The following is a 23,726-nucleotide window of genomic DNA, read 5'->3' as shown; positions in this document are numbered from 1 at the left end:
TGAAGGACAAAAGGTGTCGTTCGATACGGAGCCAGATAAAAGGGGCAAGGGCCCCAAAGCTATCAACATCGAAGTGCGGTAATCCTTGAACGCATGTGAAGCTCCCGCGGACTGAAGCGTTCAGTTACCAATTACGGGCTGCGGTCAAGCTCCTTCTCTGCGCGAGCGTGTTGACATCACCGGTTCACACAGCCCCGGCAGCATGGGCCGACTGCCTATGCGATTTCACCGCGTGTTTGCGGTGATCGCCCTTGATGATCATCCGAAGGAGAATGTCAATGAACCGCGCTTTCATGGTTGCAGCGGTCGCTGCACTCTTTAACCTTACGACCCTTGCGCCATCTCCGGCGGCTCCTGTTTCATCGAAGGCACAGCAATCCAACCCAAAGGCAGTGAGTCAGCAGAAGGGCGAGTCTACCACACCGACGACCAATCGATTTCTCACTCCTCGAATGATGGATCGCAAGCGCCCGATGAATCCAGTCTGTGACCAAGGCTTTAAACCTGGCGCTCCTTCCAGCTGTCACTACTGACGCTCCAGCGAACATACTACCGGTCTACATCGGGTGCCCGGACGGGCTGGACACTTTTCGAAAAAGTATAATGATGGCGTAGCAAATTTCGATATCCAGCCGTCCACTAACTATATTGTTTTTGTTTATTTTCCGCGGCCCGGCTCTGGATGAAACGCATTCGGCGAACCGCGACACGGGCCTCCGTACCGTGGCAGCCTGAAGCCCGAGAGTTGTGTGGGTTGCGCTGGTCCTCTTTGCGCCAGAAGCAGTCATTTTCCGACTATTGGGCACGATGGCAACGGTTAGGTCCCTAGTCTCCGGTTTTCCGCAGAAAGCACCTTTCTTAGGAAAAACCGTCGAGGCGTACGGTCGTCCCCTTCGAGTTCCCCAAACTGCTCATAACCAAGCTTCAGGTAGAACGGTTTTGCTTGAAAGTCGTAGGTGTCAAGAAAGATACCCAGGTATCCCCGTTCGCGGGCAATGCGCTCCGCTTCTCCCATTAATTGACGGCCGAGACCCTTTCCTCGGAGTGCCTCAGGCACAACCAAATACTTGACGAATAGCCAATTGAGTTCATCGAACGCGTACAAGCCGCCGACGATCTCCGCAGTCTCGGGTTGCCTCAAAACTATACCAAGATGAGGCCATTCCGCTATGGTCGCGGTGTGGTGGCTATTGAAGTCCACCAGCGGTTTCAGGAGGTGGTCAAGCTCGTCTGCAGTTGGCTCGGCCGAAAGGGTTTCTAGGATTGCAATCATCGCGCGAGAATGCGTGAAAGGATGACGGTTGTCTAGTCGATAGTCGCAGCAGTTCGTTTATGGGACGCTTCTGACTTGGGCCGCCGATCTGAATGTCGATGCTATCGTTCAAAAAGCGATCGTGGATGCAGGAAGCGAGCAGCCGAGAGACTTCATTGCGAAACCAGGATGGGTCTTAATTGCTTTTTAGAATGCCATTTTCCACCTCTTCAATTCAAGTTCGCTAGAGCAGTGTTTGGTTGATACGATTTCGCGTGTCATGACCGCTATGGGGCCGAAGGCGGCCCTGGCGCGGGGCAACGGGTGATTTTCCATGCGAGACGTGTAAGCTGACCAACAATCTAAGCATATGGAGAAAGCATCAGTGCCACGTTTTCTTGCCGTTTACACCATGAAGCCCGAAGACCTCTCGTCTTTTCGAAGACTGCCAAAAGCCGAGCAGGATGCAATTGACGCCGTTGGCATAGCGCAGTGGGCAACGTGGGAGGAAAGAAACGCTGCGTTCATCCTTGATCGTGGCGGCATGGTCGGCAAAACGACCCGTATCACAAGGACGGGGTCGCCAAAGCTGTAAACCCGTTCTGCGGTTACCTGGTGGTCGAGGCGGAAACCGCTGAGGCCGCCGCACGGCTGTTTGAGGACCACCCGCACATCACAGTGTTTCCTGGTGATGGCGTAGATATCATGCCATTTGTAACCTGAGCGCCTTCAGCCGAGCATAACCACCTCCGATCCGGGGGGCGGAACGGTGGATGGACTGCAAAAGGCTCGTCATGAACTGGTAAACGGTGGCATCCGCTTTCGGCTGACAGTACTGCTGAGCCTTCGGCCTTGTTACGCCACAAGCGCTCACATCAATCCGACTATCTCGCACGGAATGTTCGAAAGGCCAGCCAACCTGTGGTGGCAGCGAGCACTGGGCTGGCAGGTGCGGCCCACGCCATGCCCCACATAACGGCCTCCGCATCGCTGCATTGTACGGCTTCGGGGCAGCCGCGAAAGGAGTAATCACTCCGGATAGCAAACCCTGCGAGCTGAGAATCAGAAATACAAGCGTGGCACCAACGGCGATGGCGCAGGCAATCAGACCGGTGGCTATCTTCGCAGCCTCAGATATCCGGTAGCAATTGCCACCAGCATAGGGGAGAGCGACGGCAGCTTCGCGGCGCGAAGTTGCCGTTTGCTGCCGTCCTGGGAACATCACCAAAGCCACGAAGATAAGACCTCCCTTGTGTCTGTCCACGAAGTTGGCATCGCAGGATCAAGCCGCACTCGCCGGTCTGTATTGATCCGTTCTAGGCCGAAGTCGATCACCGTCGAATTTCGGAGGAGTCAGACTTTTAGACGCTGGCATCCGCAAATCGCTGTTGGCGATGACTCTTTTCACCTCGTTGGAACGTCGTTGTTGCGACCGTCGTCGAGCGGTCGGACCCGACCCAAATGAGGACTGAGAGATGGATCTGGAAGGAAAGCGAATCGTGGTTGTCGGCGGGAGCCGCGGCTTGGGGAGGGGGCTCGCCGAGGCATTTATGGTTCGCGCGGCCGAAGTCACCGTGGTAGCCCGAAACGCGGCTGCCGTGCAGGGGCCAGGCGAGCAATCGACCGTCACCGCCATATCGGCTGATGCAACCGATGTCGACACGGCATGGCGGATCATGGAGCAGACGCGACCAGATCTCGTCATCATGAATGCTGGAGCGGAACCGCCCATGGAACGGATCGACCGGATTGGCTGGCAGGCATTCACGACCAACTGGAATGTGGACGTCAAGGCCGCGCTGCACTGGGTACAGGCTGCTCTGACGTTGCCGATGACGCCGGGCGGGCTTGTCGTCCTGGTCTCCAGCGGAGCGGCCGTGCAGGGGTCGCCGCTATCGGGCGGTTATGCGGGAGCCAAGCGCGCGCAGTGGTTCATTGCAAAATATGCCGAGGGCCTGTCGGCGGAACTCGGACTGGGTCTGCGCTTCCGGGTCATCGTTCCCCGACAGATGTTCGCCGGAACCGGTGTGGGCGATACCGGCATCGCGGCCTATGCCGCGGCGGCGGGTCGGACATTCGCCGAACAGGCCGCCACCTGGCCGGACATGACGCCGCGGGCTTTTGGCGATATGGTCGCCGAGCTGATCGGCAGGACGGGCCTCGCCGAGGCCATGGTCTACGCGGTGCGTGGGGATACGGGTGTGACGGTCATCGAATGACAGAAGACGCTGCTCTCGAAGACGAAGAGAGGAAAACTCTGCTCGCGGCCCTGGCCAGGGAAGCGGACGCGCTTCGCCCCGAACTGCACCGCTATGCTGCCCGTCTGGTGGGTTCGGTGATCGACGGCGAGGATGTGATTCAGGAGGCGTTTGCCAGGGTATTTGCGACGGCTGGCTCGATCCCACCGGGCACGCCGCTGCGACCCTGGCTATTTCGCATTGTCCACAATCGAGCCATAGATGCCCTGCGCCAGCGCAGTACGCTCCGATCGGAGCCCCTTGAGATGGCTTTCGATCTGGCCGATATCAGCGCCGTCGGTCCGGAGGACGCGCTGATCCGGCAGGACGCGGTGCGGGTCGCCCTGGGCCACTTTGCAGAATTGCCGGTGCCGCAACGCAGCGCGGTGATCCTCAAGGATGTGTTGGGAGAGTCGCTTGCGGACATCGCAGCGCTGCTGGAACTGAGTGTCGATGCCGTCAAGGCCCATCTGTCGCGCGGTCGGGCGAGATTGCGCGCCATCTCCGACGTGCGGTCCGAGGTTCCGCCACCGCCGAGTCCCGAGGTCCTGAACTTTGCAGCGCTCTTCAACGCCCGAGACTGGGACGCTTTGCGTCGCATGCTGGCGCAGGATGTTCGGCTTCGTCAGGCGCGACGGCCGGAAATCTCTGGTGCCGCCGACGTCGGTCGATTTTTCACCTATTATGCCGAATATCCGCGGGTCAGGATCGAACCGGCTTGGCTGGAAGGCCGGGAGATATTGCTGGTATCAGCCGAACCGTCGGGCGGTCCTTCATATTTCATGCTGCTCGAATGGCTTGGGCAAAAGATAAGCCTGATCCGCGACCATCGCTATGCGACCTATGTCATGGACGGTGCGGACGTCATGCTGGCCGCATCGCGGTGACCGACATTGATTAGGACGCGCTTTCTCGAGGAGGTCCAATTGCGGTCATTGGCTGTCTGCGCTTTCCAGGGGGCCGGCCCCACACTTTGATATGATTACCTCGGTCGACGCTAACCCATGTACGTTGGGAGAGTTCTGCCAGTCACGGTGCTCACATTGGCGACCGCCCAGTCGATATCAGCAATGACCCGTAAACAGATCATTGCTCGATTTATAATCCCTATTGATGTCATTTCATTTGACAGCTTTTGGTAATCTGGCCGAGAGCTGACGACGAACGTGGCTGGATTGCGCCACATTTGGTTTTGAACAGCGGGTAGTTGCCGAGCAGCGATTGGTTAGCGTCGTGCATCCCCTGTCAAAGGATGAAGCGCATGCCAACATTGGTTGAGCTCGTTCCATATGATCCGTATTGGGTAAGGCACTTTTCCGTCGCCGAAGCGGCATTGAAAACAGACCTTGGACCCAACGTTGTGGCCGTTGACCATATCGGAAGTACTGCCATTCCGGGTATGTATGCAAAGCCTATCATTGATATCGATATCACTATGTCGAGTTTATCGGTCATTCCAAGTGCCAGGGCGCCCCTCGTCAACGCGGGATTACTCGAGATTCTGGCGCCGGCCCGTTCCGGTCGCGGCACCGTCATCTGCGACTGTTGCCGCCGGGCAAGAAGCGCGAGCGACTTCGACGAGGACGGGTGCGGCATCTGTTGCGGGCGCCTAGAGTCGGACGCGCTCCTCGTTGAGCTGGACGCGAGCGTGAGGGGCGACGAGCGGTCAGCGGGCTCCCGATTAGGCTTTCAGGCATGGGAAGCGTGTTTTGCAACCGTCACCGTTGGTATCCGCCGAGCGGTCGCAGCCTAACCTGCCGAACGTAACGCTGGCTCCGTGTTTATTCACGAGCTCCGCACGTAACTGGCTGAGCGACCACAATGACAGCACATCGCGGGTCAGAAACAGGACCCCATGATATGAAGCCAACGCCAATTATTGCATAATGGACAATAAAGTGAAAACTATTATCGCAATTGCGGGTTTGTGGATCCCGGCGCATTCTCCATCTGTCAGACGAACTCAGCGTCGCCTGAAGTTCTCAATCACGAAATCGCAGGACGCGAGATGACCCGGAACCTTTCTTCCATGACACGCAGGGGCGCACTGCTCTCCGCAGGCGCCGCCGCAGCGAGCATGGCAATTTCACCCACTCTCAGCTTCGCAGCCACGGCAGCTCGCGCCACCAACCCAATCGAAGGAGACAAGACAATGGCATATGTAACCACCAAGGACGGCGTTGAGATCTTCTACAAGGACTGGGGTCCGAAGGACGCGCAGCCGATCGTCTTCCATCATGGCTGGCCGCTGTCGTCGGACGACTGGGACGCACAGATGCTGTTCTTCCTCTCGAAGGGCTATCGCGTCGTCGGCCATGACCGCCGCGGTCACGGCCGTTCTGCTCAGGTGGCCGATGGTCACGACATGGATCATTACGCGGCCGATGCCTTTGCCGTCGCAGAAGCGCTCGACCTGAAGAATGCCGTACATATCGGCCACTCGACGGGTGGCGGCGAGGTTGCCCGCTATGTGGTCAAGCACGGCCAGCCCGCCGGCCGCGTCGCCAAGGCGGTTCTTGTCTCCGCTGTACCGCCGCTGATGCTGAAGACCGATAACAATCCGGAAGGCCTGCCAATCGAAGTCTTCGATGGTTTCCGTTCGGCGCTCGCCGCCAACCGCGCCCAGTTCTTCCGCGATGTTCCAGCCGGTCCTTTCTATGGCTTCAATCGCGATGGCGCGGCGGTTCAGGAGGGTGTGATCCAGAACTGGTGGCGTCAGGGCATGATGGGCGGTGCCAAGGCCCATTACGACGGCATCAAGGCCTTCTCCGAAACCGACCAGACGGAAGACCTGAAGGCGATCACGGTTCCGACGCTCGTCCTGCACGGTGAAGACGACCAGATCGTTCCGATCGCGGACTCGGCGTTGAAGTCGGCCAAGCTTCTGAAGAACGGCTCGCTGAAGACCTATCCAGGCTTCTCGCACGGCATGCTGACAGTCAATGCCGACGTGCTGAACGCCGATCTTCTGGCCTTCGTTCAGGCCTAAACAAGACACGGAGCCGCGATGTGAAAGCAATCGCGGCTCCGATCTTTTATTGAACACAGAACGAATTTCTGAACGAGACCATGATGCTGTTGACCCCAGAGCTTGTTGCCCTGACGTTGCGAGACGTCCTGGACGATGGCCCAGAACCGGGCTGGACACCACTCTCCGAGGCGGAACTTGACTGTCTCGTCGACAGGATTGAACGAGAAGTAGGTGGCGAACCGATTTGGGTCTTCGCTTACGGTTCCCTTATCTGGAATCCTGAGTTCAAGCCGACAGCCCGAATGCGAGCATCCGCATATGGATGGCACCGATCGTTTTCGCTGAGGATCGAACGTTGGCGGGCAACCAGCGAACAACCAGGCCTGATGATGGCTCTCGAACGCGGCGGCAGGTGCGATGGCGTAGTACTCGGGTTATCGGAAGAGCGTCGCCGCCAGGATCTCCGTGCGCTCGTGGCGCGCGAGATCAAGTACCACGAAGTCGCCGACATGGTCCGGTGGGTTCGCGTGCAGACGCCTGAAGGCATGAAGAACGCCCTGACGTTCTGGGCAAGTACCAGACGATCCGGCCTCACCAAGCCATTGCCGATCCAGACCACCGCGGACCTCATCGCAAATGCCTGCGGGCAAGGCGGATCGTGCGCGCAATATCTGCACAACACGATCGTTCATCTTGAGGCCGAGGGGATCCGAGACCGAAACCTCTGGCCTCTGCAGGCGCTCGTGGCCGAGCAGATCAAGGCAAAGCAAGCGGCCTGAGGTCGTCGTCCTAACTGAGCGTCAATCCAACATGACCATGTGCGCCGGGACCTGCTCTTCGAAGAACTTCGAGAAGGATGCGATCCGGGGAGGCAGGGCCTGATATGGGGGATAGTAAAGCGTCAGCCACAACTCTGGGGGTGCCCATCCTTTAAAGACCTGTACCAGGCGTCCGGTGCGCAGGTATTCGGCGATGTGAAAGCCCGGTAGCATGGCAACGCCCGCACCGTCGGCGGCCATGTCCGCCAGAACCTCGCCACTATTGGCGCTGAAGGCCCGACCTGCCGAAATCGTCATGCTGGATCCACCATCCGACAGGACCCAGTTCTCGCGCCGGCTCTCACCGCTATAGGCGAGGCAGTCGTCAGGTGTCAGTTCGTTCGGGTGCTGCATTTCGACGAACCGACTCCCGGGCGCCGCGACAAGAATCCGAGGGACGACGCGGATCTTGCGCCAGATCGTGAACTTGTCCGATGGTTGGGATGAGATGCGGATCGCCAGGTCGTAGTCGTCATCGACGATGTTCACCAATCCATCGGACAGCGAAATCTCGAAGCTCATCTTCGGATATCGTTCCTTGAATCCTGAAAGGATCGGCGGCAGCACTGCCTTGCCGAACCACGTCGGCGCACTGATCCGAAGCCGTCCCTCATCGGCCTTGTGCGCGTTCATCACCTCGCGCCGCGCGTCTTCAAGCGTCTTCACCGCGGGCTGGATCTGCGCGGCGAAGATGGCCCCATCAGTCGTTAGTGATACCTGTCTAGTCGTGCGAACAAAGAGCTGCACGCCAAGTTCCGCTTCGAGCGCGGCGATCGCCCGTGTCACGGCTGCGGGTGTCATGTCCAATTCGCGCGCGACCTGAGCGAAATTCCGCTTTTCGGCAGCGAGGAGGAAGGTTCGGAGTGCCTTGTAGTCGTTCATATCATTGTTTCAAATTTGGCAATTCAATCACAAGGAATATTGCAATTCTGCGCGGTGATCAACGGGCCTACATTCCTATCAACACTTGAACACCAACGCTGATCGAAAGGCACTGACATGATCAAGGACATCAAGGGACTTCACCACGTGACTTCGATGGCATCGGACGCGCGGCAGAACAATCACTTCTTCACCGACACGCTGGGCCTGCGCCGCGTCAAGCAGACGGTCAACTTCGACGATCCGAGCGTCTACCACCTGTACTACGGCGACGAGAATGGTTCCGCAGGCACGGTGATGACCTACTTCCCATTCCCGAACATGATGCTTGGTCGTCCGGGCGCGGGTGAGGTCGGTGAGACGCAGTTCTCGGTTCCAAAGGGCTCGCTGAAGTTCTGGCAGGATCGCTTCGCGGCTCAAGGTGTCGACGGTCTGGAAACGGATACTGTCTTCGGTACCAACCGTCTTCGCTTCATGGGTCCGGATGGCGACGGTCTTGCGCTGATCGAGTCGGCCGACGACAACCGCGCGCCATGGCTGGCGGATGGAATTCCCGACGATGCGGCCATCCGCGGTTTCGCCGGCGCTCGCTTCAGCCTGCATGACACCGCAGCGACGGAAGAGCTTCTCGGCTTCATGGGTTACCAGCGCGCCGAGAAGGAGGGCGACGTGACTCGCTTCATCATCCCCAATGGCAACGGAGCGGATACGATCGATCTCGCATCCCTGCCGAAAATGCCCTTTGCGCGTCAGGGGGCGGGATCGGTTCACCACATCGCGTTTGCCGTCGACAACCGCGAGAAGCAGCTCGAGGTGCGCAAGGCCTTAATGGACACGGGGTATCAGGTCACGCCCGTCATCGACCGCGACTATTTCTGGGCGATCTACTTCCGCACGCCGGGTGGCGTTCTGTTCGAGGTTGCCACGAACGAGCCGGGCTTCAATCGCGACGAAGACACGGCTCAGCTTGGGGAAGCGCTCAAGCTACCGGGCCGATATGAAGCCTTCCGCGATCAGATCCAGGCAAATCTCGAGCCATTGGCTGCCTGACAATACCACTCAAAACTGGTGGCATTTCGAATATTGGACGCCGCACCCATAAATTTCGATGGAGAGATGACAATGGATCAATTGGGAGCGATCAGAGCCTTTGTTCGCGTCGTCGAGGCCGGATCCTTTGCAAAGGCTGCAGACACGATGGGTGCGCCACGGTCGACCGTGAGTAAGCTTGTTCAGGATCTAGAGGCAAGCTTGAGCCTCAAACTGCTCGAACGCACGACACGTTCAGTCATAGTGACACCTGAGGGAGTTGCTTACTACGAGCGCGCCATTCGCCTGATCGCCGATTTCGACGAAATGAACAATGAGGCGAGCCGTGGGCGCCTAGCCACCAGGGGAAAACTTCGGGTTGACGTAGGAGGGACCTTCGCGAATGCAATTCTGATCCCTCGGTTGCCAGAGTTTTACGCGCTCTATCCAGAGATCGAGTTGCATCTTGGTGTAACAGAACGTCAGGCCGACATCGTCGAAGAGGGCATAGACTGCGTCATTCGTGCCGGCGATCTGCCCAGCGCATCTCTTGTTGCGAGGAAGTTATGCAGCGTTGAGATAGTCACCTGCGCAACCCCGCGGTACCTCGAAAAACACGGGGTGCCAGCTTTGCCATCGGATCTGCAGCGTGATCATATTTTCGTGCAGTACTTTTTTGCACGTAGTCTGAAAGCTGCACCCGTTCGACTGATTAAAGGCGATGAGAAAATAGAGATCTACGGCCCCATCAAGCTCTCCACCAGCGATGCGACGGCGCATTTGCATGGAATATTAGCAGGACTGGGTATCGGGCAGACATTCGAATTCTTGGCACGGCCCCATATCGCTCGTGGCGCCCTGGTCCCAATCATGAACGATTGGGCGCCACCACGTTATCCTGTTCACATAGTAAGGCCAGCGGGCCGGTTTCCGAGCCTTAAGTATCAGGTCTTTGCAGACTGGGTTGCGGGCGTGTTTTCTGCCTATGACGATGATACCGGCACACCTTAGTGGCTTTGTCCATATCCATGGATAGTTACTCCACAATGACGGGCTTCTCCCATCTCTCCTTTGAAGATATTTCCCACGGCTGATCCATCGTTGGACAGCGCGGAGTGGGTGATGGCCCTATCCTGTATGGGAGGTGCCGTGACATGGCACTCGTCTCCTGGTTCGGCATAAATCGATCTCTGAATTTGGAGCAACGCCTGTTGAGAGTAAGCAGAAGACAAAGGAATCGCGATATGGAACCCCTGCGCGTACAGCGTACTCACCATCTAGTCGCGTCAACGCTAAATGGCCAACTGCCAAGCATTTCGCGGCTCACACGCCGCTCTCCTGTTGTCCACGGGCTGTCTCGCCCCAAGCGAATTCAGCCAAATCGCTCCACGCCGAATAGCGTGAACAGCGACACTGAAAACTACCTCAGGGCCGCCAGTCCGAACGAAATTTTCTTGAGTAAATTTTGGACCGAATGGTCGCGTAAAGCAGCCTCGTGCGACGTCCGCAGGTCAACCGAACTTCCAAGTAATTATTGCGGCAAAGGCAACTCATTCGCAATTAATATTGCAATTTTTCACAAGCGCAAATCACACTACGTTTCCTTTCAGCAGCCGAGGCAACGAGTGAATGAAAGCATCGGTTTCGACCTACTCAGGGCCTTATGAGCCGTGTTCGAGGACATGGTGTCCGTCCGACAGGCCCTGCCCAGTTTATAACCCGCCGCGTTCGCGGTCCAAACAACCGAAGAGGAAAATATCATGTCCAAGCTCGAAGTTCTCACTCCCGCCAACAGCCAGTTGATTTTTATCGACCAGCAACCTCAGATGGCTTTTGGCGTTCAGTCGATCGACCGCCAGGTACTGAAGAACAATGTCGTCGGCCTCGCCAAGGCCGCCAGGATCTTCAACGTCCCGACCACGATCACCACGGTCGAGACGCAATCCTTCTCGGGCAACACGTTTCCGGAATTGCTTGCCGTCTTTCCGGAGAACGACCTCCTCGAACGCACCTCCATGAACTCCTGGGACGATCAGAACGTCCGTGACGCGCTGGCGAAGAATGCCGCCGAGGGCCGCAAGAAGATCGTCGTCTCCGGTCTCTGGACCGAGGTCTGCAACACAACCTTCGCACTCTCGGCTGTGCATGATGTTCCGGATTATGAGATCTACATGGTCGCGGATGCTTCCGGCGGCACGTCCTCAGACGCGCACAAATACGCGATGGACCGGATGGTTCAGGCAGGCGTGATCCCTGTCACCTGGCAGCAGGTCCTGCTCGAGTGGCAGCGCGACTGGGCCCGCAGGGAAACCTACGATGCTGTCACCACCCTCGTGAAGGAGCATTCCGGCGCATACGGCATGGGCATCGACTACGCCTACACGATGGTTCACGGCGCAGAGGAACGCGTCAAGCACGGCAAGCGCATCGGACCGAACCCAGCCAAGTAACGGCCTGATCAGGCCGCTCCGATAACCCCGTCGCAGCGGCCTTTCTCTAACCGTGGAGGACATCCCGTGAAAATCTATCTCCTGTCTCTCGGCGCAGGCCTGCTGGTCGGCATCGTCTACAGCCTCCTGAACGTCCGCTCGCCGGCTCCGCCTGTCATCGCCTTGGTCGGCCTTCTCGGCATTCTCGTCGGTGAACAGATCATCCCTTTCGCAAAGACCTTGTGGAGCAGGGAGCCAGCGGCCGTTTCATGGCTTCATCAGATCAAGCCGCACATGTTCGGCCACCTACCGAAGGGCAGCGATCGGATCGACCTCGCCCATCAGGCAGCGGCGAAAGCGGAGGAGCGGAGCTGATGACGACTCGTCGATCCTTTCTTGGCGGCGCGTCGAGCCTGGCGTTCTCGAACCTCTTCTCCCCGGCGAAGGCCGCCGATCCCAACCAGACCGGAGTAGACACCATGCATCCCGACCTGATCCTCCACAACGGCCAGGTGACGACCCTTGACCGGACCAATCCGAACGCCACGGCGATCGCCATCAAGGATGGCCTGTTTCTCGAAGTCGGATCCGACAGCGAGATTATGGCGCTGGCTGGTGCCAACACGAAGATCGTCGACCTCAGGGGCAAGCGCGTCCTGCCGGGTCTGATCGACAACCACACCCACGTCGTTCGTGGTGGCCTGAACTACAACATGGAGCTGCGCTGGGACGGCGTTCGGTCGCTCGCCGATGCGATGGACATGCTGAAGCGCCAGGTGGCGATCACGCCCGCGCCGCAATGGGTTCGCGTCGTCGGCGGCTTCACCGAACACCAGTTCGCGGAAAAGCGCCTCCCGACCATCGAGGAGATCAATGCTGTCGCGCCCGACACACCCGTCTTCCTTCTGCATCTCTATGATCGGGCGCTGCTCAACGGGGCTGCCCTCCGTGCAGTCGGCTACACCCGGGACACGCCGAACCCGCCCGGCGGCGAAATCACGCGCGATGTCAACGGCAACCCGACTGGCATGCTGCTCGCGAAGCCGAATGCGGGCATTCTGTACTCGACGCTCGCCAAGGGGCCAAAGCTTCCTCTGGACTACCAGGTCAACTCGACCCGTCACTTCATGCGCGAACTGAACCGCCTCGGCGTGACAGGCGTGATCGATGCGGGCGGGGGCTTCCAGAACTATCCGGACGACTACGAGGTCATCCAGAAGCTCTCCGATGAGAAACAGATGACGGTGCGTCTGGCCTACAACCTCTTCACCCAGAAGCCCAAGCAAGAAAAGCAGGACTTCCTGAACTGGACGCAGTCGGTCAAATACAAGCAGGGCAACGACTACTTCCGCCACAACGGTGCCGGTGAGATGCTCGTCTTCTCGGCTGCCGACTTCGAGGATTTCCGCCAGCCCCGTCCGGAAATGGCTCCTGAAATGGAAGGCGAGCTGGAAGAGGTCGTCCGCGTACTGGCAGAAAACCGCTGGCCCTGGCGTCTCCACGCCACCTATGACGAGACCATCTCCCGCGCCCTCGATGTGTTCGAGAAGGTCGACAGGGACATTCCGCTCGAAGGACTGAACTGGTTCTTCGACCATGCCGAAACCATCTCGGATCGCTCGATCGACCGCATCGCCGCACTCGGCGGTGGCATCGCCACTCAGCATCGCATGGCTTACCAAGGCGAATACTTCGTCGAGCGATACGGTCACGGCGTGGCCGAGGCTACGCCGCCGATCCGCCGCATGCTCGACAAGGGTGTGAATGTCTCCGCAGGCACCGATGCGACGCGCGTTGCTTCCTACAATCCGTGGGTTTCGCTGTCGTGGATGGTCACCGGCAAGACTGTCGGCGGAATGCAACTCTATCCGCGAGCCAACTGCCTCGACCGGGAGACCGCGCTGCGCATGTGGACTGAGAAGGTCACGTGGTTCTCCAATGAAGAGGGCAAGAAGGGCCGCATCGAGAAGGGTCAGTTCGCCGATCTGGTGGTGCCGGACAAGGACTTCTTCTCCTGCGCCGAGGACGAGATTTCGTTCCTCACCTCGGAACTGACCATCGTCGGCGGCAAGATCGTCTATGGTGCAGGCGACTTCAAGACGCTCGACAAGAACGACATCCCGCCCGCGATGCCCGACTGGTCTCCCGTACGCAAGTTCGGCGGCTACGCGGCCTGGGGCGAACCGGAGGGCGCGGGCGCTCGATCCTTGCGCCGCACCGCTATCTCCACATGCGGATGCGCCAGCGATTGCGGCGTGCACGGCCACGACCATGCCGGAGCTTGGACATCCAAGCTTCCGATCACCGACCTCAAGGGGTTCTTTGGCGCACTCGGTTGCTCCTGCTGGGCCGTCTGACGAGCCTTAGCTCGGGTGGCATCCAGTCACCCGAGCATCACTTCATAATTGCTGCTTTTGCAATTAAATCGAAACTATTGCTGCAATTGTTGGCGCCGCTACAACCAGTCAATATCGCTCCATCAAAAGCAGCCGCTCGCGGCGAACATGCAGGAGCAGATTATGACCCACCTATCCCCCACGTCGAACCCGATCCTAAGCCGCCTGACGCGCATCATGGCCTCTCCGATCACGCGAACCGTTTCGCTGCTCGCACTCTGCGCTGCCTACATACAGGGTCCGCTTACCAAGATCTTCGACTTCAATGGCGCACTGGCTGAGATGGATCATTTCGGTCTTCATCCTGCCGCGTTCTTCGCGGTCGCCGTCATCGTGTTCGAGCTGACGGCTTCTGCCATGGTGGTATCGGGCCTCTTCCGTTGGGCTGGAGCATTGGCCCTCGCGGGCTTCACGCTCATGGCAACGTTCATCGCCCTACGCTTCTGGGAGATGGCTCCTGGCATGGATCGCATGATGGCGACCAACGCTTTCTTTGAACATCTCGGCCTCGCCGGCGCCTTCGTCTTCGTTGCAGCGTTTGACCTCACCAAGGGAGCAGGCAAATGAGTGCTGCAAAATCATCCGGCGGAACCTTCGCGCCCCTCACACAGCCAGTCTTCGCGGTTCTGTGGATCGCCACCGTCCTTGGCAACACCGGAAGGCCCGATGGAGCATGCCAAACTCATGCAGAGCATCGAGCTCTACGGATCAAAGGTCATCCCGCTGGTTCGCACCTGGCTGGGAGCGATTAGCGAAGGGATCTCTCTGGCGGACACCCGTCCGTCGTGGGTATGCCGGTGCCGCAGGTGAGCAGATGTACGGGACTGCCGGACAGGCGCTTAGCGTTCGACAAAGTCGAGGCCAGTTGACGCCGAGAAAGCTCAGCACCTTCAGTAAGATCCTGACTTTGTTTCAAGTGATCACATAGCGCGCGCCCATGCCGCCGCTGGCGCCAATCACGACCGCGCGGAAGCCATGGGGCAGGGAGCGGAGGAGGGGGTAGGGGTTTGCATCATTATAAACGCTCGGCGCCTTCCCATGTCCGCGTTCGGCTTCCCTCCAAAAGGCACAAATCACGTGGCCTGCCCCGCTCCGCTCGTTTCACTCACGCTCATTCCATGGATCCCCGGTTGAGAAAGCATATCCAAATGGCACCGCCTGGCGTCAGCTTTGACTTCAATGACGGGTCGGCCGTAGTCAGCGCCATCGGTCAGAGACTTCACCGCCGAGAGGTATTCCGAGAACGTTTGGATCGTCAAGAACTCGGGAACGGTGCCCGTAGGTACGCATTGGATTGTGAAGGTGATCAAGTTGTTGCTTTTCTTTGTACGGCGGACTGCAACAGACGCCTCTGGTGTTGCGGAATTGAACGAGCGCGATGTTGCTTTTTGGAGCCCTCGCAAATGGAGGTATTGGTCGGGTCATCCTGAAGTAGGACCCCGATTGCAGCGACGTCAAAAAGCAACTAGGAATAATGCCGATGATGGACTGATAGGATTCTTAGGGGGAACGACGAACGGTGAAGAGTTGAAGTTCATGTACGGTCTGATTTTTCTGGCTGGTGCTGCCGCGTTTAGTTGGTGCGGCATGCTTGTCTTGAACTACTGGGACCGCACTAAGGACCCCGACCGCTTGGCCTTCGTTCTAAACATCTCCCAGATACCATCGTCGGTCCGCAACCTTAACTGTAACGCCAGCGCCACCACGGACGTGATTGTTACGTGCTCGTTCGAGATTGACCCACGGGATTTCGACAAGGTGCTGTCTGGTTGGCAATTTACGGATAAGAACGTCTTGGGGAAGCGTGCCTTTTACGACCTTGAGGCAGCCGACGGACACGTCTGGCTCATGGGGAATAAGGAAGGCGAAGTGGTCGCTGAGCGATATGACGAGTGACCTTTGTCGATTTCCACACACGGTACAGCGTCACTGTCCGCTCGATTGTCGGCCAGCAGGTGCCTTATTGATGGTCTGAGTAGCAGATGTTAGCTTTCCAATGGGAGCCTTACCAAACCTGCTGCCGGGTTGAAGGGTATTGATATTGATGACGTCCCTGTCCGGAGGTCGAAGTGTAATCGGCAGACTTCGACGAGGATTAAGGGATTGCCGATGTTCTATGAGACAATAAGGTTTTCGCCGCACAACATAGCAGCTCTCAAAAAGGCGCTGCGCAAGCGGTATCCAGCTATGGGCTCATCGCATGCCGATGAAGCTATTGCGGCCTCGTTCGGTTTCAGAACGTATGCAGCAATGCGGGGTGTGCTGCTGCAGGTCAGTGGCTCCGCCCGCTTCATGGTTCAAATCGACGCTTGCTTGCTTATGTTACGCCTTGAAGAGCTAGGCTATAGCAGCCTCACAGTCCAAGAATTGCGGCGAGCTATTTTGGAAGCGCCCTATCCTGATCGATGGATTGGGGACGAACTAGAGCAATCACTGGTGCGACGTCGCGTACCAGATGCGGCGAATGGCTAGGCTATGGGGCCCAAGTGGCGCAGGCAATGTCAATAATCCTACGTCCCGCGACAAAATCGGATGCAGCTTACCTGCTTAACCTAGAGGAGGCATGCATGCGCGGTTACGCGGACGCGTTGTGGGGCGACTGGAAACAGTCTGACACGGTGGAGAGCCTAGATGTTGCGGGTCATGAGGTGATTGAACTGAACGGCAAGGCCGTCGGCTGTATTGCCGCGATCTGGCACGAAGATCATATTTTCATAGAAAAACTTTATATTGCCCCCGCCTTTCAAAGCAGGGGAATAGGGACCTATGTTTTGAACACGAAGTCTTCCCAGGCAGCACAACAGGGACGTCCCACAAGGCTTAGTGTCCTGACCACAAATCCTGCGGACCGATTCTACAAGCGAGCGGGGTTCGTACTAGAGGCGGAAACGCTGGAACGCCGCTGGTTTTCCAAGGCAGTACCGACATCCTGAATTCGCGCCGCGCCCAAGCCACGATGCAAAGAGATGATAGTCGCTTACGTCCCGCCGGAGCCGACCGCATTAGCCTAGTACTACAGTTGTAAATGAAGGCAAATCATGATTCTCTTCAAGGAGTTTCTTGAAGGGGATGCGGCATGTCTGTTTCGGAATGGTCGGGTTCGGGGATTTCCTGGGAAGGGGAACTGTCGGCGCTGAAGGCGCGTCTTGGCGTGGTGTTCCGCCGTTCCGAGGCGCGGGAGGGCTGCGGGGCGTTTATCGACGGGCTTTCGCCGCGGAGGCGTTCCTGCAGGCAGAAGACATGGATTGCGGTCGCTTTCTCCCAGAACGTCCGCTCCGCGTGCATGACGCGAGGGCTCGTTTTCGGAAATTCGACACCATTGACCTGACCCGAGGCGTCGCAGGTCACATCGCGAATACTGGCTGGCTCACCGGTGGATCGGGCTCCGAATTCGAGCATGACGCTCGGGGCGACATAGCCGGATCCGCTGCTCACCGCGTCATAGTCCAGATAGAGCGTATCGTCCTCGATGCGAATTGTCGCCAGAAGAGATTGATCGCGCAGCGCGCCGGCGATAACCGGCTTCACCGACTCCGACACCCAGGCGGGAAGGCGCTTTCGCACTTCGCTGGTCCAGCGTTTCTCCTCACTGCGGGTTTTCGGCAGCGCCTCATCGTTGTCGCCGACCAAGTCCGGCGCCAATGCGCGGATATCATAGGTCAGGTCGACGTCCTCCGAGAACCTTTTGATGACCCCGTAGGCTTTCGAAAGCGAAGTACCGCCCTTGAACACGAGGTGCTCGCCCAGCTTGGACGAAAAGAGGGTCTGCAGCGTCCAGACGACCCAGACATCCTTTTCGAGCAGATGAATGGGCCGTCCGCTGCGGTCGGCTGCCACAGCCAAGGCTTCGCGCCGGTCATCCTTTGACAAGCTCAGGAATAGATCAGCCATGCGCAGCCCTTCCTACGCTTCTTGCAAGCCAGGTTGGAAACTGCGGAGCCGCCGCCACCAGCTCCCCGAATTCGTCCGGCGGCAGCTTCCGCTTGATCCGCGACAGTGCTTCGTCGGCCTTCTCTGGCCCAAGCCATGCAAGTGCGCGGACCGCCACCCCGGCCGGTCGATCGGCCAAGGCCAATTGCCAGCGCGGCACGTGCTTGAGCTCGACCATCTGCTTTCCAAGATTCATCGTACGGCTGCGGCCGGATGTCAGGTAGACTGACCGGACTGGGACTTGAGTGGTCAGGCCCAGGGCATTCGCCGCGGCGGCGCCGTTCGAGACGATGACCTCACCGCGCTGCCGCGCCACCGCCTCTACGGCCTGTTCGACCGTTGGCGGCCGACTGCCAAAGCGACTTTTGACGGGCCGCATATAGATACCACGACCCGCCCGAACGAGCTCGCCGCGCTCGGCCAGTCGCGACAGGGCCTGGTCCAGTGCGGCACGATTTGCGAGATGCAGAAAGCTCTTTGCCGAAAGCGCGGATCCTTCCGGCAGTCGTTCAGCATGCCCCATGATTTGCGATTTCAGCTTTTGCATGGCATGTCTCCTGTCAGAAATATATGCAAATTTCTGACAATTTGCAATGAGAGGGGAAGACGACGCGTGTCATACTGGTATTTTTCGCCGCGTTCGTATTCTTGCTGGGAAAATCGAGGAAGGCGCCCGCTGCCAAAGCAGGGCGTCGAGCGTTGCGCTGACACTTCGCACCTCGGCGTAGTTGTAGCGGTCGTTCGACATCCGCTTCGAGGACGTTGCTGGCACGGCGAGAGCTTTCGAGGCCAGCGACCGGCTTGTTGCCATAGAGTTCACGTTTTAGGCCAGAAGGATCGCATAATGGATCTAAGGGAACCGGCCTTGAGGCGAATAGAAAAAGTGCTGCTTGCAGAGCACACAGGAAATTCGCACTAGCGGCCCGCGAGCGAATCCATTCAAGACTCGAATAAGGTAGTCGGACGTTGCCCGTCGTTACAAAGCCTATCGGCCAATATGGATTTGGGCGACATTGAATAATCGGGAAAATCGTTCGGCGTAACGTTGGAGGCTCATTCACCCCAGCCAATACCTCGCCCCCGGGCCTTTGCGCCCTGCCACGTCGGCAGGGTTCGCCAAGCGGCATCGGTCGATCGACAGGCAGCCGCAACCGATGCATTCGCCAAGACCAGACCGCAGGCGCTGTAACTCGGCTATGCGTTGGTCGATACGTTTTGCCCACACGCTCGACAACCGCGACCAATCCCGACGTGACGGTACGCGATCGGCCGGCAGCTTGGCGAGCTCGGCGCCGATCTCCTCAAGCGTCAACCCGATCCGCTGTGCAAAGACGATGAAAGCGATCCGCCGCAATGCAGACCGGTGGTAGCGTCGATGTCCCGAGCCGGCGCGCTCGGATGCGATCAACCCACGCTCCTCATAGAAGCGCAGAGCTGATGAGGCAACGCCGCTGCGCCGCGACACGTCGGTGATGGTCAGCATCGGATCCATGCATAAATAAAAGCACGAAGCTCTCTTGACTTCAAGTTAACTTGAACTTGTAGCAGTTAGGGGTACCCATTGAAGGAGCACCGCAATGCAGGCGAATATCGATCTTCAAGGACTTCGCGTAGGGATCACCGGCGGCACTTCCGGCCTCGGACTGGCGCTTGTGCGGCAGCTTGCCGAGAAGGGTGCGAGCGTTGCCTTCGTCGCCCGCACCGCCGCGAATGTCGGACGCGTCGCAGCCGAGACGGGCGCGCACGGCATTGTCGCCGACATCGGCAAGAAGGAAGACATCTACCCGATCGCGATGCAAATCACTGCCAATCTTGGCGGTGTCGACGTCCTGATCAACAATGCATCGAGCCTCGGTCCTGTGCCTCTGGCGCTTCTTGCCGATACGGAGTGCGAGGAGCTGGAAGCGGCGCTCGTAGTCAACCTTCTCGGCGTCTTCCGGCTGACGAAAGCCCTGTTCGGTGCGCTTGCCACGTCCGCGCGCGAGGGCCGCGGCGGGCTGGTGATCAACATCTCCAGCGACGCGGCGGTCAACGCCTATCCCGGTTGGGGCGCATATGGCGCGAGCAAGGCAGCGCTTGCCCATCTGACGGCAATCTGGGACTCGGAGTCGAACCCAGATGGAATAAGGTTTCTTGCCCTCGACCCGGGCGATATGGACACCCCGCTGCACGCGCTGGCGCTACCAGACGCCGATCGGTCGACCTTGAAAGATCCGGAGCTGGCCGCTGCCGAGATCATCGAAAAGATGCTCGACGCGTTGCCGAGTCACGATGCGCTTACCGCCGGAGCCCACGCGTGATCGCCGCTGATCGGCTCGATCGGCAATCGGCCAGGCTGCTCGTCGTGGAGCCGGACGGCACGATGCGCGACCTGCCGCGGGCTAACCTCGGGACGTTATTCGATCCTGGAGATCTGGTTGTCGCCAACGACGCTGCGACCTTGCCTGCCAGCCTGCACGGCACGCATCTCCAATGTGGAAAGACAATCGAGATCCGCTTAGCCGGCTGGCTGTCACCTTCCGCTCCAGTCCGCTTCCTTGCGATCGTCTTCGGCTCGGGCGATCACCGCACCCGCACGGAAGATCGGCTACCGCCGCCTGCGCTGTCATCAGGCGATCGCCTCCAGCTCGGCCCACTTCAAGCCGTCGTCAAGCGCGTTCTCGACCATCCTCGCCTTCTCGAGCTTAGCTTCCAAGGCACCCGAGCAGCCATGTTTACAGGACTGGCGCAGCATGGCAGGCCGATTCAATACGCGCATGTTCGCGAGCCGCTGGCACTGTGGGATGTTTGGACGAGAATTGCCGCCCGGCCGGTCGCGTTCGAGGCGCCATCGGCTTCCTTCGCGCTCGACTGGCGCACACTGCAAGTTTGGCGTCGGCGCGAAATCGGTTTTGCAACACTCACGCATGCCGCGGGGATTTCTTCCACCGGCGATCCCGCGCTCGACTCGCGCCTTCCCTTCGACGAGCCGTACCACATCCCTGAATGTACCGTGGCGCAGGTAGCGCGGGCGCAGCTCAGGGGCAGCCGCATCATCGCGATCGGCACGAGCGTCGTGCGCGCACTTGAAGCAGCCGCCAATCCCGATGGCAGCGTGCGTGCCGGAGATGGTATTGCGACAGGGCGCATCGCATGTGGCACTCCGCTCGGCGTCGTCGATGCGGTTCTCACTGGCGTCCACCAGCCGGGCGAAAGCCATTTCGAGCTGTTGCGCGCCTTCGCCGACGACGGCCTCCTCGCCAGTGCCTCCACCGCTCTAACTGCATGCGGTTACCGTGCGCATGAATTCGGCGATTCCATGCTGCTCAACCGTCAACCGCCACTTTATTGGCGCGAACCTTAGATGGATAGAGCAGTTTGCATCGCCGTTCCTTGGCTGGCCCGCCGGCACTGAAGCGTCGCGTAAGGCCGGTTGGAACATCGGCTCGCTCGCGCAAGGTGGTGCTCGGCGCCATCGTGATCAATGGCAGGATTCAGCAGGAGGCCGACGTGGAACACCTCGTCGCTCAGTAGATCTTCGATCTCTCGGCCGATCTGTCGTCCTGCCGGGCGCGACAGTGAATTCTGGCCGCCGACCGGACGCGGCGGCGACGTGTTCGCGCACGGCTCTTCATGCAGCCCGGATTCTCGCGAACGGCTGGCGCCGGGGCTTCGGCTGAGAGATATGTTTGTGCCGGACCTTTGATATCGATACCCTGAAGATCAAGGGCAGGAATTTTCAGTAGATTTGCTGCTGACTAATGGTAGCCACGGCGCAGCGGTGGTTCGATTCCCATCAAGGCGCTCAATGTCTCAAACGAACCTACTGAGACGCGCGGTTCGCAGATCTTCTTGTGACAATGCTCGTTCTGGATCCGACGCTCTTCCGAGGGCTGGCCCCATTCTTAGGACACTCGCCCGCTTCTTCCCCGATGCGCAGCTGAACTACGCCGAGAACCTGCTGGTCAAGCAGGGCGCCGCGGACGCCCTGCTTTTCCGCGGCGAGGACAAGGTCAATTATCGCTGGAGCTGGGACAAGCTCCATTCCACTGTCTCCAAGCTGCAGCAGGCCTTCCGCGCTATGGGCATCGGCAAGGGTCACCGCGTCTCGGCGATGATGCCGAACATGCCGGAGACCATCGCCTGCATGCTGGCCTCCGCCTCGATCGGTGCCATCTGGTCGTCCTGTTCGCCCGATTTCGGCGAGCAGGGCGTGCTCGACCGCTTCGGCCAGATCGAGCCAAAGTTGTTCATCACCTGCGATGCCTATTGGTACAATGGCAAGCTCCAGGATGTCGGTGACAAGGTCCGCGCCGTGGCGCCGAAGCTCGGCTGCCCGGTCGTGGTCGTCAAATATGCGGGTCACACCGAAGCGCTCGCCGCCTCGCTGCCCAACGCGCAGACGTTCGACGCGGTGACCATCCCTTTCACCGCTAGGCCGGTGGAATACGAGCCGCTGCCATTTTCGCATCCGCTCTATATCCTCTTCTCGTCAGGCACGACCGGGGTGCCGAAATGCATTGTCCATTCCGCAGGCGGTACCCTGCTTCAGCACCTCAAGGAACACCGTTTCCATTCCGGGGTAGGGGAGGGCGACAAGCTTTTTTACTTCACCACCTGCGGCTGGATGATGTGGAACTGGTTGGCCTCCGGGCTCGCGAGCGGCGCGACGCTCTGCCTGTTCGACGGTTCGCCCTTCGCGCCCTCCGGCAATGTGTTGTGGGACTATGCTGCGCAGCAACGCTTTGCGATCTTCGGCACCTCGGCCAAATATATCGATGCCGTGCGCAAGGGTGGCATCGAGCCACTCAAGACGCATGATCTCTCAGAACTCCGCCTCATCACCTCCACCGGTTCGCCGCTGTCGCCGGAAGGCTTTTCCTTTGTCTATGAGGGCATCAAGCCGGACGTGCAGCTCGCCTCGATCTCCGGTGGCACCGACATCGTCTCCTGCTTCGTGCTCGGCAACCCAGTGAAGCCGGTCTGGCGCGGCGAGATCCAAGGCCCCGGCCTCGGCCTTGCTGTCGATGTCTGGGACGACGAGGGCAAGCCGGTTCGCGGCGAAAAGGGCGAACTGGTCTGCACCAAGGCTTCCCCTCCATGCCGGTGGGCTTCTGGAACGACGAGAACGGCGCGAAATATCGCGCAGCCTATTTCGAGCGCTTCGACAATGTCTGGTGCCACGGCGATTTCGCCGAATGGACAGAACATGGCGGCCTCATCATCCATGGCCGCTCGGATGCGACGCTCAATCCCGGCGGCGTGCGGATCGGTACGGCCGAGATCTACAACCAGGTCGAACAGCTCGAGGAAGTGGCCGAGGCGATCTGCATCGGCCAAGATTGGGATGACGACGTGCGAGTCATCCTCTTCGTCCGCCTCGCGCCTGGCGTGTTCCTGGACGCGGAACTCGACAAGAAGCTCACCACCAAAATCCGTGTGGGTGCGTCGCCGCGTCACGTGCCGGCCAAAATCATTCAGGTCGCCGACATTCCGCGCACCAAGTCGGGAAAGATCGTCGAACTCGCCGTCCGCGAGGTCGTCCACGGCCGACCGGTGAAGAATAAGGAAGCGCTGACCAATCCGGAGGCGCTGGAGCTCTTTGCTGGGCTGGACGCACTAAGTGTCTAGGCGCCATCGTGATGAATAGCTTGTTGCGCAATAATGAGGCTACGTTTCGCGGCCAATCGTGGAAAAGTTCCATAAGTTATCTTATCCGACTTCATGGTGTAGCCGCAAAGTTAAAGTGTCCTGTTTCTGCAAAGTTGGAATGTCACTCTCCCCGCGTTTGATGACGTGGGAG

20 protein-coding genes and 5 pseudogenes are annotated in these 23,726 nt (G+C 59.0%); 20 read left to right on the top strand and 5 right to left on the bottom strand.

The annotated features are described in order from the left end of the window. Nucleotides 1–82: pseudogene (locus FHX09_RS30205) on the top strand (cold-shock protein); the annotation flags it as partial. A gap of 735 nt (nt 83–817) precedes the next feature. Here FHX09_RS30205 and FHX09_RS28460 read toward each other — a convergent pair. Beyond that, nucleotides 818–1,273: a GNAT family N-acetyltransferase gene (locus FHX09_RS28460; protein ID WP_132589648.1), complete on the bottom strand. Its 456-nt coding sequence runs from the start codon at nt 1,271–1,273 to the stop codon at nt 818–820. A gap of 364 nt (nt 1,274–1,637) precedes the next feature. Between FHX09_RS28460 and FHX09_RS30200 the strand changes: the two are divergent. From FHX09_RS30200 to FHX09_RS28430, 6 genes and pseudogenes are all read left to right on the top strand, one after another. Continuing rightward, a pseudogene (locus FHX09_RS30200) lies at nt 1,638–1,975 on the top strand (hypothetical protein). A gap of 752 nt (nt 1,976–2,727) precedes the next feature. Next, complete coding sequence (locus tag FHX09_RS28450) at nt 2,728–3,471, top strand: SDR family NAD(P)-dependent oxidoreductase (RefSeq protein WP_183719531.1); 744 nt, start codon at nt 2,728–2,730, stop codon at nt 3,469–3,471. Then, complete coding sequence (locus FHX09_RS28445; protein ID WP_184451009.1) at nt 3,468–4,376, top strand: RNA polymerase sigma factor; 909 nt, start codon at nt 3,468–3,470, stop codon at nt 4,374–4,376. The genes FHX09_RS28450 and FHX09_RS28445 overlap by 4 nt, the downstream gene beginning before the upstream one ends. 365 nt (nt 4,377–4,741) lie before the next feature. Next, complete coding sequence (locus FHX09_RS30195; protein ID WP_348649204.1) at nt 4,742–5,242, top strand: GrpB family protein; 501 nt, start codon at nt 4,742–4,744, stop codon at nt 5,240–5,242. Between the two features lie 399 nt (nt 5,243–5,641). After that, nucleotides 5,642–6,478 carry an alpha/beta hydrolase gene (locus FHX09_RS28435; protein ID WP_348649203.1) on the top strand — a complete coding sequence of 279 codons (837 nt, stop codon included), beginning with the start codon at nt 5,642–5,644 and terminating at the stop codon, nt 6,476–6,478. Between the two features lie 83 nt (nt 6,479–6,561). After that, nucleotides 6,562–7,239, top strand: a complete 678-nt coding sequence (locus tag FHX09_RS28430) for a gamma-glutamylcyclotransferase (protein WP_184451005.1) — start codon at nt 6,562–6,564, stop codon at nt 7,237–7,239. Between the two features lie 21 nt (nt 7,240–7,260). Here FHX09_RS28430 and FHX09_RS28425 read toward each other — a convergent pair whose 3' ends face one another. After that, nucleotides 7,261–8,160: a LysR family transcriptional regulator gene (locus FHX09_RS28425; RefSeq protein WP_183719537.1), complete on the bottom strand. Its 900-nt coding sequence runs from the start codon at nt 8,158–8,160 to the stop codon at nt 7,261–7,263. A 117-nt stretch (nt 8,161–8,277) separates the two neighbouring features. Here FHX09_RS28425 and FHX09_RS28420 point away from each other — a divergent pair, with 117 nt between their 5' ends. The 9 genes from FHX09_RS28420 to FHX09_RS28375 all read left to right on the top strand — a co-directional run bounded on the left by FHX09_RS28420 (nt 8,278) and on the right by FHX09_RS28375 (nt 16,947). Beyond that, nucleotides 8,278–9,210, top strand: coding sequence for a VOC family protein (locus tag FHX09_RS28420; RefSeq protein ID WP_132589668.1), 933 nt, complete (start codon nt 8,278–8,280; stop codon nt 9,208–9,210). Between the two features lie 72 nt (nt 9,211–9,282). Next, nucleotides 9,283–10,200, top strand: a complete 918-nt coding sequence (locus FHX09_RS28415; RefSeq protein ID WP_184451003.1) for a LysR family transcriptional regulator — start codon at nt 9,283–9,285, stop codon at nt 10,198–10,200. Between the two features lie 749 nt (nt 10,201–10,949). Then, nucleotides 10,950–11,639: a hydrolase gene (locus FHX09_RS28410; protein WP_183719541.1), complete on the top strand. Its 690-nt coding sequence runs from the start codon at nt 10,950–10,952 to the stop codon at nt 11,637–11,639. Between the two features lie 66 nt (nt 11,640–11,705). Then, the gene (locus tag FHX09_RS28405; RefSeq protein WP_132589672.1) at nt 11,706–11,993 is read left to right on the top strand and encodes a XapX domain-containing protein; all 288 of its coding nucleotides are present in this window, start codon (nt 11,706–11,708) and stop codon (nt 11,991–11,993) included. After that, a complete protein-coding gene (locus tag FHX09_RS28400; protein WP_184451001.1) occupies nt 11,993–13,975 on the top strand; it encodes an amidohydrolase in 1,983 nt (660 codons plus the stop codon). Before FHX09_RS28405 ends, FHX09_RS28400 begins: the two co-directional genes overlap by 1 nt. 162 nt (nt 13,976–14,137) lie before the next feature. After that, nucleotides 14,138–14,581: a DoxX family protein gene (locus FHX09_RS28395; protein WP_184450999.1), complete on the top strand. Its 444-nt coding sequence runs from the start codon at nt 14,138–14,140 to the stop codon at nt 14,579–14,581. Between the two features lie 735 nt (nt 14,582–15,316). Continuing rightward, nucleotides 15,317–15,910 carry a hypothetical protein gene (locus FHX09_RS28385; protein WP_184450997.1) on the top strand — a complete coding sequence of 198 codons (594 nt, stop codon included), beginning with the start codon at nt 15,317–15,319 and terminating at the stop codon, nt 15,908–15,910. 213 nt (nt 15,911–16,123) lie between these two features. After that, nucleotides 16,124–16,486, top strand: a complete 363-nt coding sequence (locus FHX09_RS28380) for a hypothetical protein (protein ID WP_132589681.1) — start codon at nt 16,124–16,126, stop codon at nt 16,484–16,486. Between the two features lie 95 nt (nt 16,487–16,581). Beyond that, nucleotides 16,582–16,947, top strand: coding sequence for a GNAT family N-acetyltransferase (locus tag FHX09_RS28375; RefSeq protein WP_165933081.1), 366 nt, complete (start codon nt 16,582–16,584; stop codon nt 16,945–16,947). 274 nt (nt 16,948–17,221) lie between these two features. Here FHX09_RS28375 and FHX09_RS28370 read toward each other — a convergent pair. From FHX09_RS28370 to soxR, 3 genes and pseudogenes are all read right to left on the bottom strand, one after another. Then, nucleotides 17,222–17,905 (bottom strand): annotated as a pseudogene (locus FHX09_RS28370) (nucleotidyl transferase AbiEii/AbiGii toxin family protein); the annotation flags it as partial. Continuing rightward, a complete protein-coding gene (locus FHX09_RS28365; RefSeq protein ID WP_184450995.1) occupies nt 17,898–18,491 on the bottom strand; it encodes a DUF6088 family protein in 594 nt (197 codons plus the stop codon). The gene FHX09_RS28365 and the pseudogene FHX09_RS28370, both read right to left, overlap by 8 nt. Nucleotides 18,492–19,001: 510 nt before the next feature. Then, complete coding sequence (gene soxR, locus FHX09_RS28360) at nt 19,002–19,436, bottom strand: redox-sensitive transcriptional activator SoxR (RefSeq protein WP_010059864.1); 435 nt, start codon at nt 19,434–19,436, stop codon at nt 19,002–19,004. Between the two features lie 85 nt (nt 19,437–19,521). On the opposite strand from soxR, the gene FHX09_RS28355 reads away from it, so the two are divergent. The 4 genes and pseudogenes from FHX09_RS28355 to FHX09_RS28340 form a co-directional block, all read left to right on the top strand. Then, a complete protein-coding gene (locus FHX09_RS28355; RefSeq protein WP_132589687.1) occupies nt 19,522–20,244 on the top strand; it encodes an SDR family oxidoreductase in 723 nt (240 codons plus the stop codon). Continuing rightward, nucleotides 20,241–21,287, top strand: coding sequence for an S-adenosylmethionine:tRNA ribosyltransferase-isomerase (locus FHX09_RS28350; RefSeq protein ID WP_184450993.1), 1,047 nt, complete (start codon nt 20,241–20,243; stop codon nt 21,285–21,287). Before FHX09_RS28355 ends, FHX09_RS28350 begins: the two co-directional genes overlap by 4 nt. A gap of 83 nt (nt 21,288–21,370) precedes the next feature. Then, a pseudogene (locus FHX09_RS28345) lies at nt 21,371–21,669 on the top strand (hypothetical protein); the annotation flags it as partial. A 170-nt stretch (nt 21,670–21,839) separates the two neighbouring features. Beyond that, nucleotides 21,840–23,554, top strand: a pseudogene (locus tag FHX09_RS28340) (acetoacetate--CoA ligase); the annotation flags it as partial. Nucleotides 23,555–23,726 lie beyond the last annotated feature (172 nt).

This window comes from Rhizobium sp. BK538 (assembly GCF_014197575.1).
Taxonomy (GTDB): domain Bacteria; phylum Pseudomonadota; class Alphaproteobacteria; order Rhizobiales; family Rhizobiaceae; genus Rhizobium.
Note: the sequence above shows the minus strand (reverse complement) of the source record. Positions and strands in the feature narration are given on the sequence as shown.

What these genes read in the sequence shown, in the direction of transcription:
- FHX09_RS28460 (WP_132589648.1), bottom strand. Translation starts at nt 1,273, where the DNA reads ATGATTGCAATCCTAGAAACCCTTTCGGCCGAGCCAACTGCAGACGAG.
- FHX09_RS28450 (WP_183719531.1), top strand. Translation starts at nt 2,728, where the DNA reads ATGGATCTGGAAGGAAAGCGAATCGTGGTTGTCGGCGGGAGCCGCGGC.
- FHX09_RS28445 (WP_184451009.1), top strand. Translation starts at nt 3,468, where the DNA reads ATGACAGAAGACGCTGCTCTCGAAGACGAAGAGAGGAAAACTCTGCTC.
- FHX09_RS30195 (WP_348649204.1), top strand. Translation starts at nt 4,742, where the DNA reads ATGAAGCGCATGCCAACATTGGTTGAGCTCGTTCCATATGATCCGTAT.
- FHX09_RS28435 (WP_348649203.1), top strand. Translation starts at nt 5,642, where the DNA reads ATGGCATATGTAACCACCAAGGACGGCGTTGAGATCTTCTACAAGGAC.
- FHX09_RS28430 (WP_184451005.1), top strand. Translation starts at nt 6,562, where the DNA reads ATGCTGTTGACCCCAGAGCTTGTTGCCCTGACGTTGCGAGACGTCCTG.
- FHX09_RS28425 (WP_183719537.1), bottom strand. Translation starts at nt 8,160, where the DNA reads ATGAACGACTACAAGGCACTCCGAACCTTCCTCCTCGCTGCCGAAAAG.
- FHX09_RS28420 (WP_132589668.1), top strand. Translation starts at nt 8,278, where the DNA reads ATGATCAAGGACATCAAGGGACTTCACCACGTGACTTCGATGGCATCG.
- FHX09_RS28415 (WP_184451003.1), top strand. Translation starts at nt 9,283, where the DNA reads ATGGATCAATTGGGAGCGATCAGAGCCTTTGTTCGCGTCGTCGAGGCC.
- FHX09_RS28410 (WP_183719541.1), top strand. Translation starts at nt 10,950, where the DNA reads ATGTCCAAGCTCGAAGTTCTCACTCCCGCCAACAGCCAGTTGATTTTT.
- FHX09_RS28400 (WP_184451001.1), top strand. Translation starts at nt 11,993, where the DNA reads ATGACGACTCGTCGATCCTTTCTTGGCGGCGCGTCGAGCCTGGCGTTC.
- FHX09_RS28395 (WP_184450999.1), top strand. Translation starts at nt 14,138, where the DNA reads ATGACCCACCTATCCCCCACGTCGAACCCGATCCTAAGCCGCCTGACG.
- FHX09_RS28380 (WP_132589681.1), top strand. Translation starts at nt 16,124, where the DNA reads ATGTTCTATGAGACAATAAGGTTTTCGCCGCACAACATAGCAGCTCTC.
- FHX09_RS28375 (WP_165933081.1), top strand. Translation starts at nt 16,582, where the DNA reads ATGCGCGGTTACGCGGACGCGTTGTGGGGCGACTGGAAACAGTCTGAC.
- FHX09_RS28365 (WP_184450995.1), bottom strand. Translation starts at nt 18,491, where the DNA reads ATGCAAAAGCTGAAATCGCAAATCATGGGGCATGCTGAACGACTGCCG.
- soxR (WP_010059864.1), bottom strand. Translation starts at nt 19,436, where the DNA reads ATGGATCCGATGCTGACCATCACCGACGTGTCGCGGCGCAGCGGCGTT.
- FHX09_RS28355 (WP_132589687.1), top strand. Translation starts at nt 19,522, where the DNA reads ATGCAGGCGAATATCGATCTTCAAGGACTTCGCGTAGGGATCACCGGC.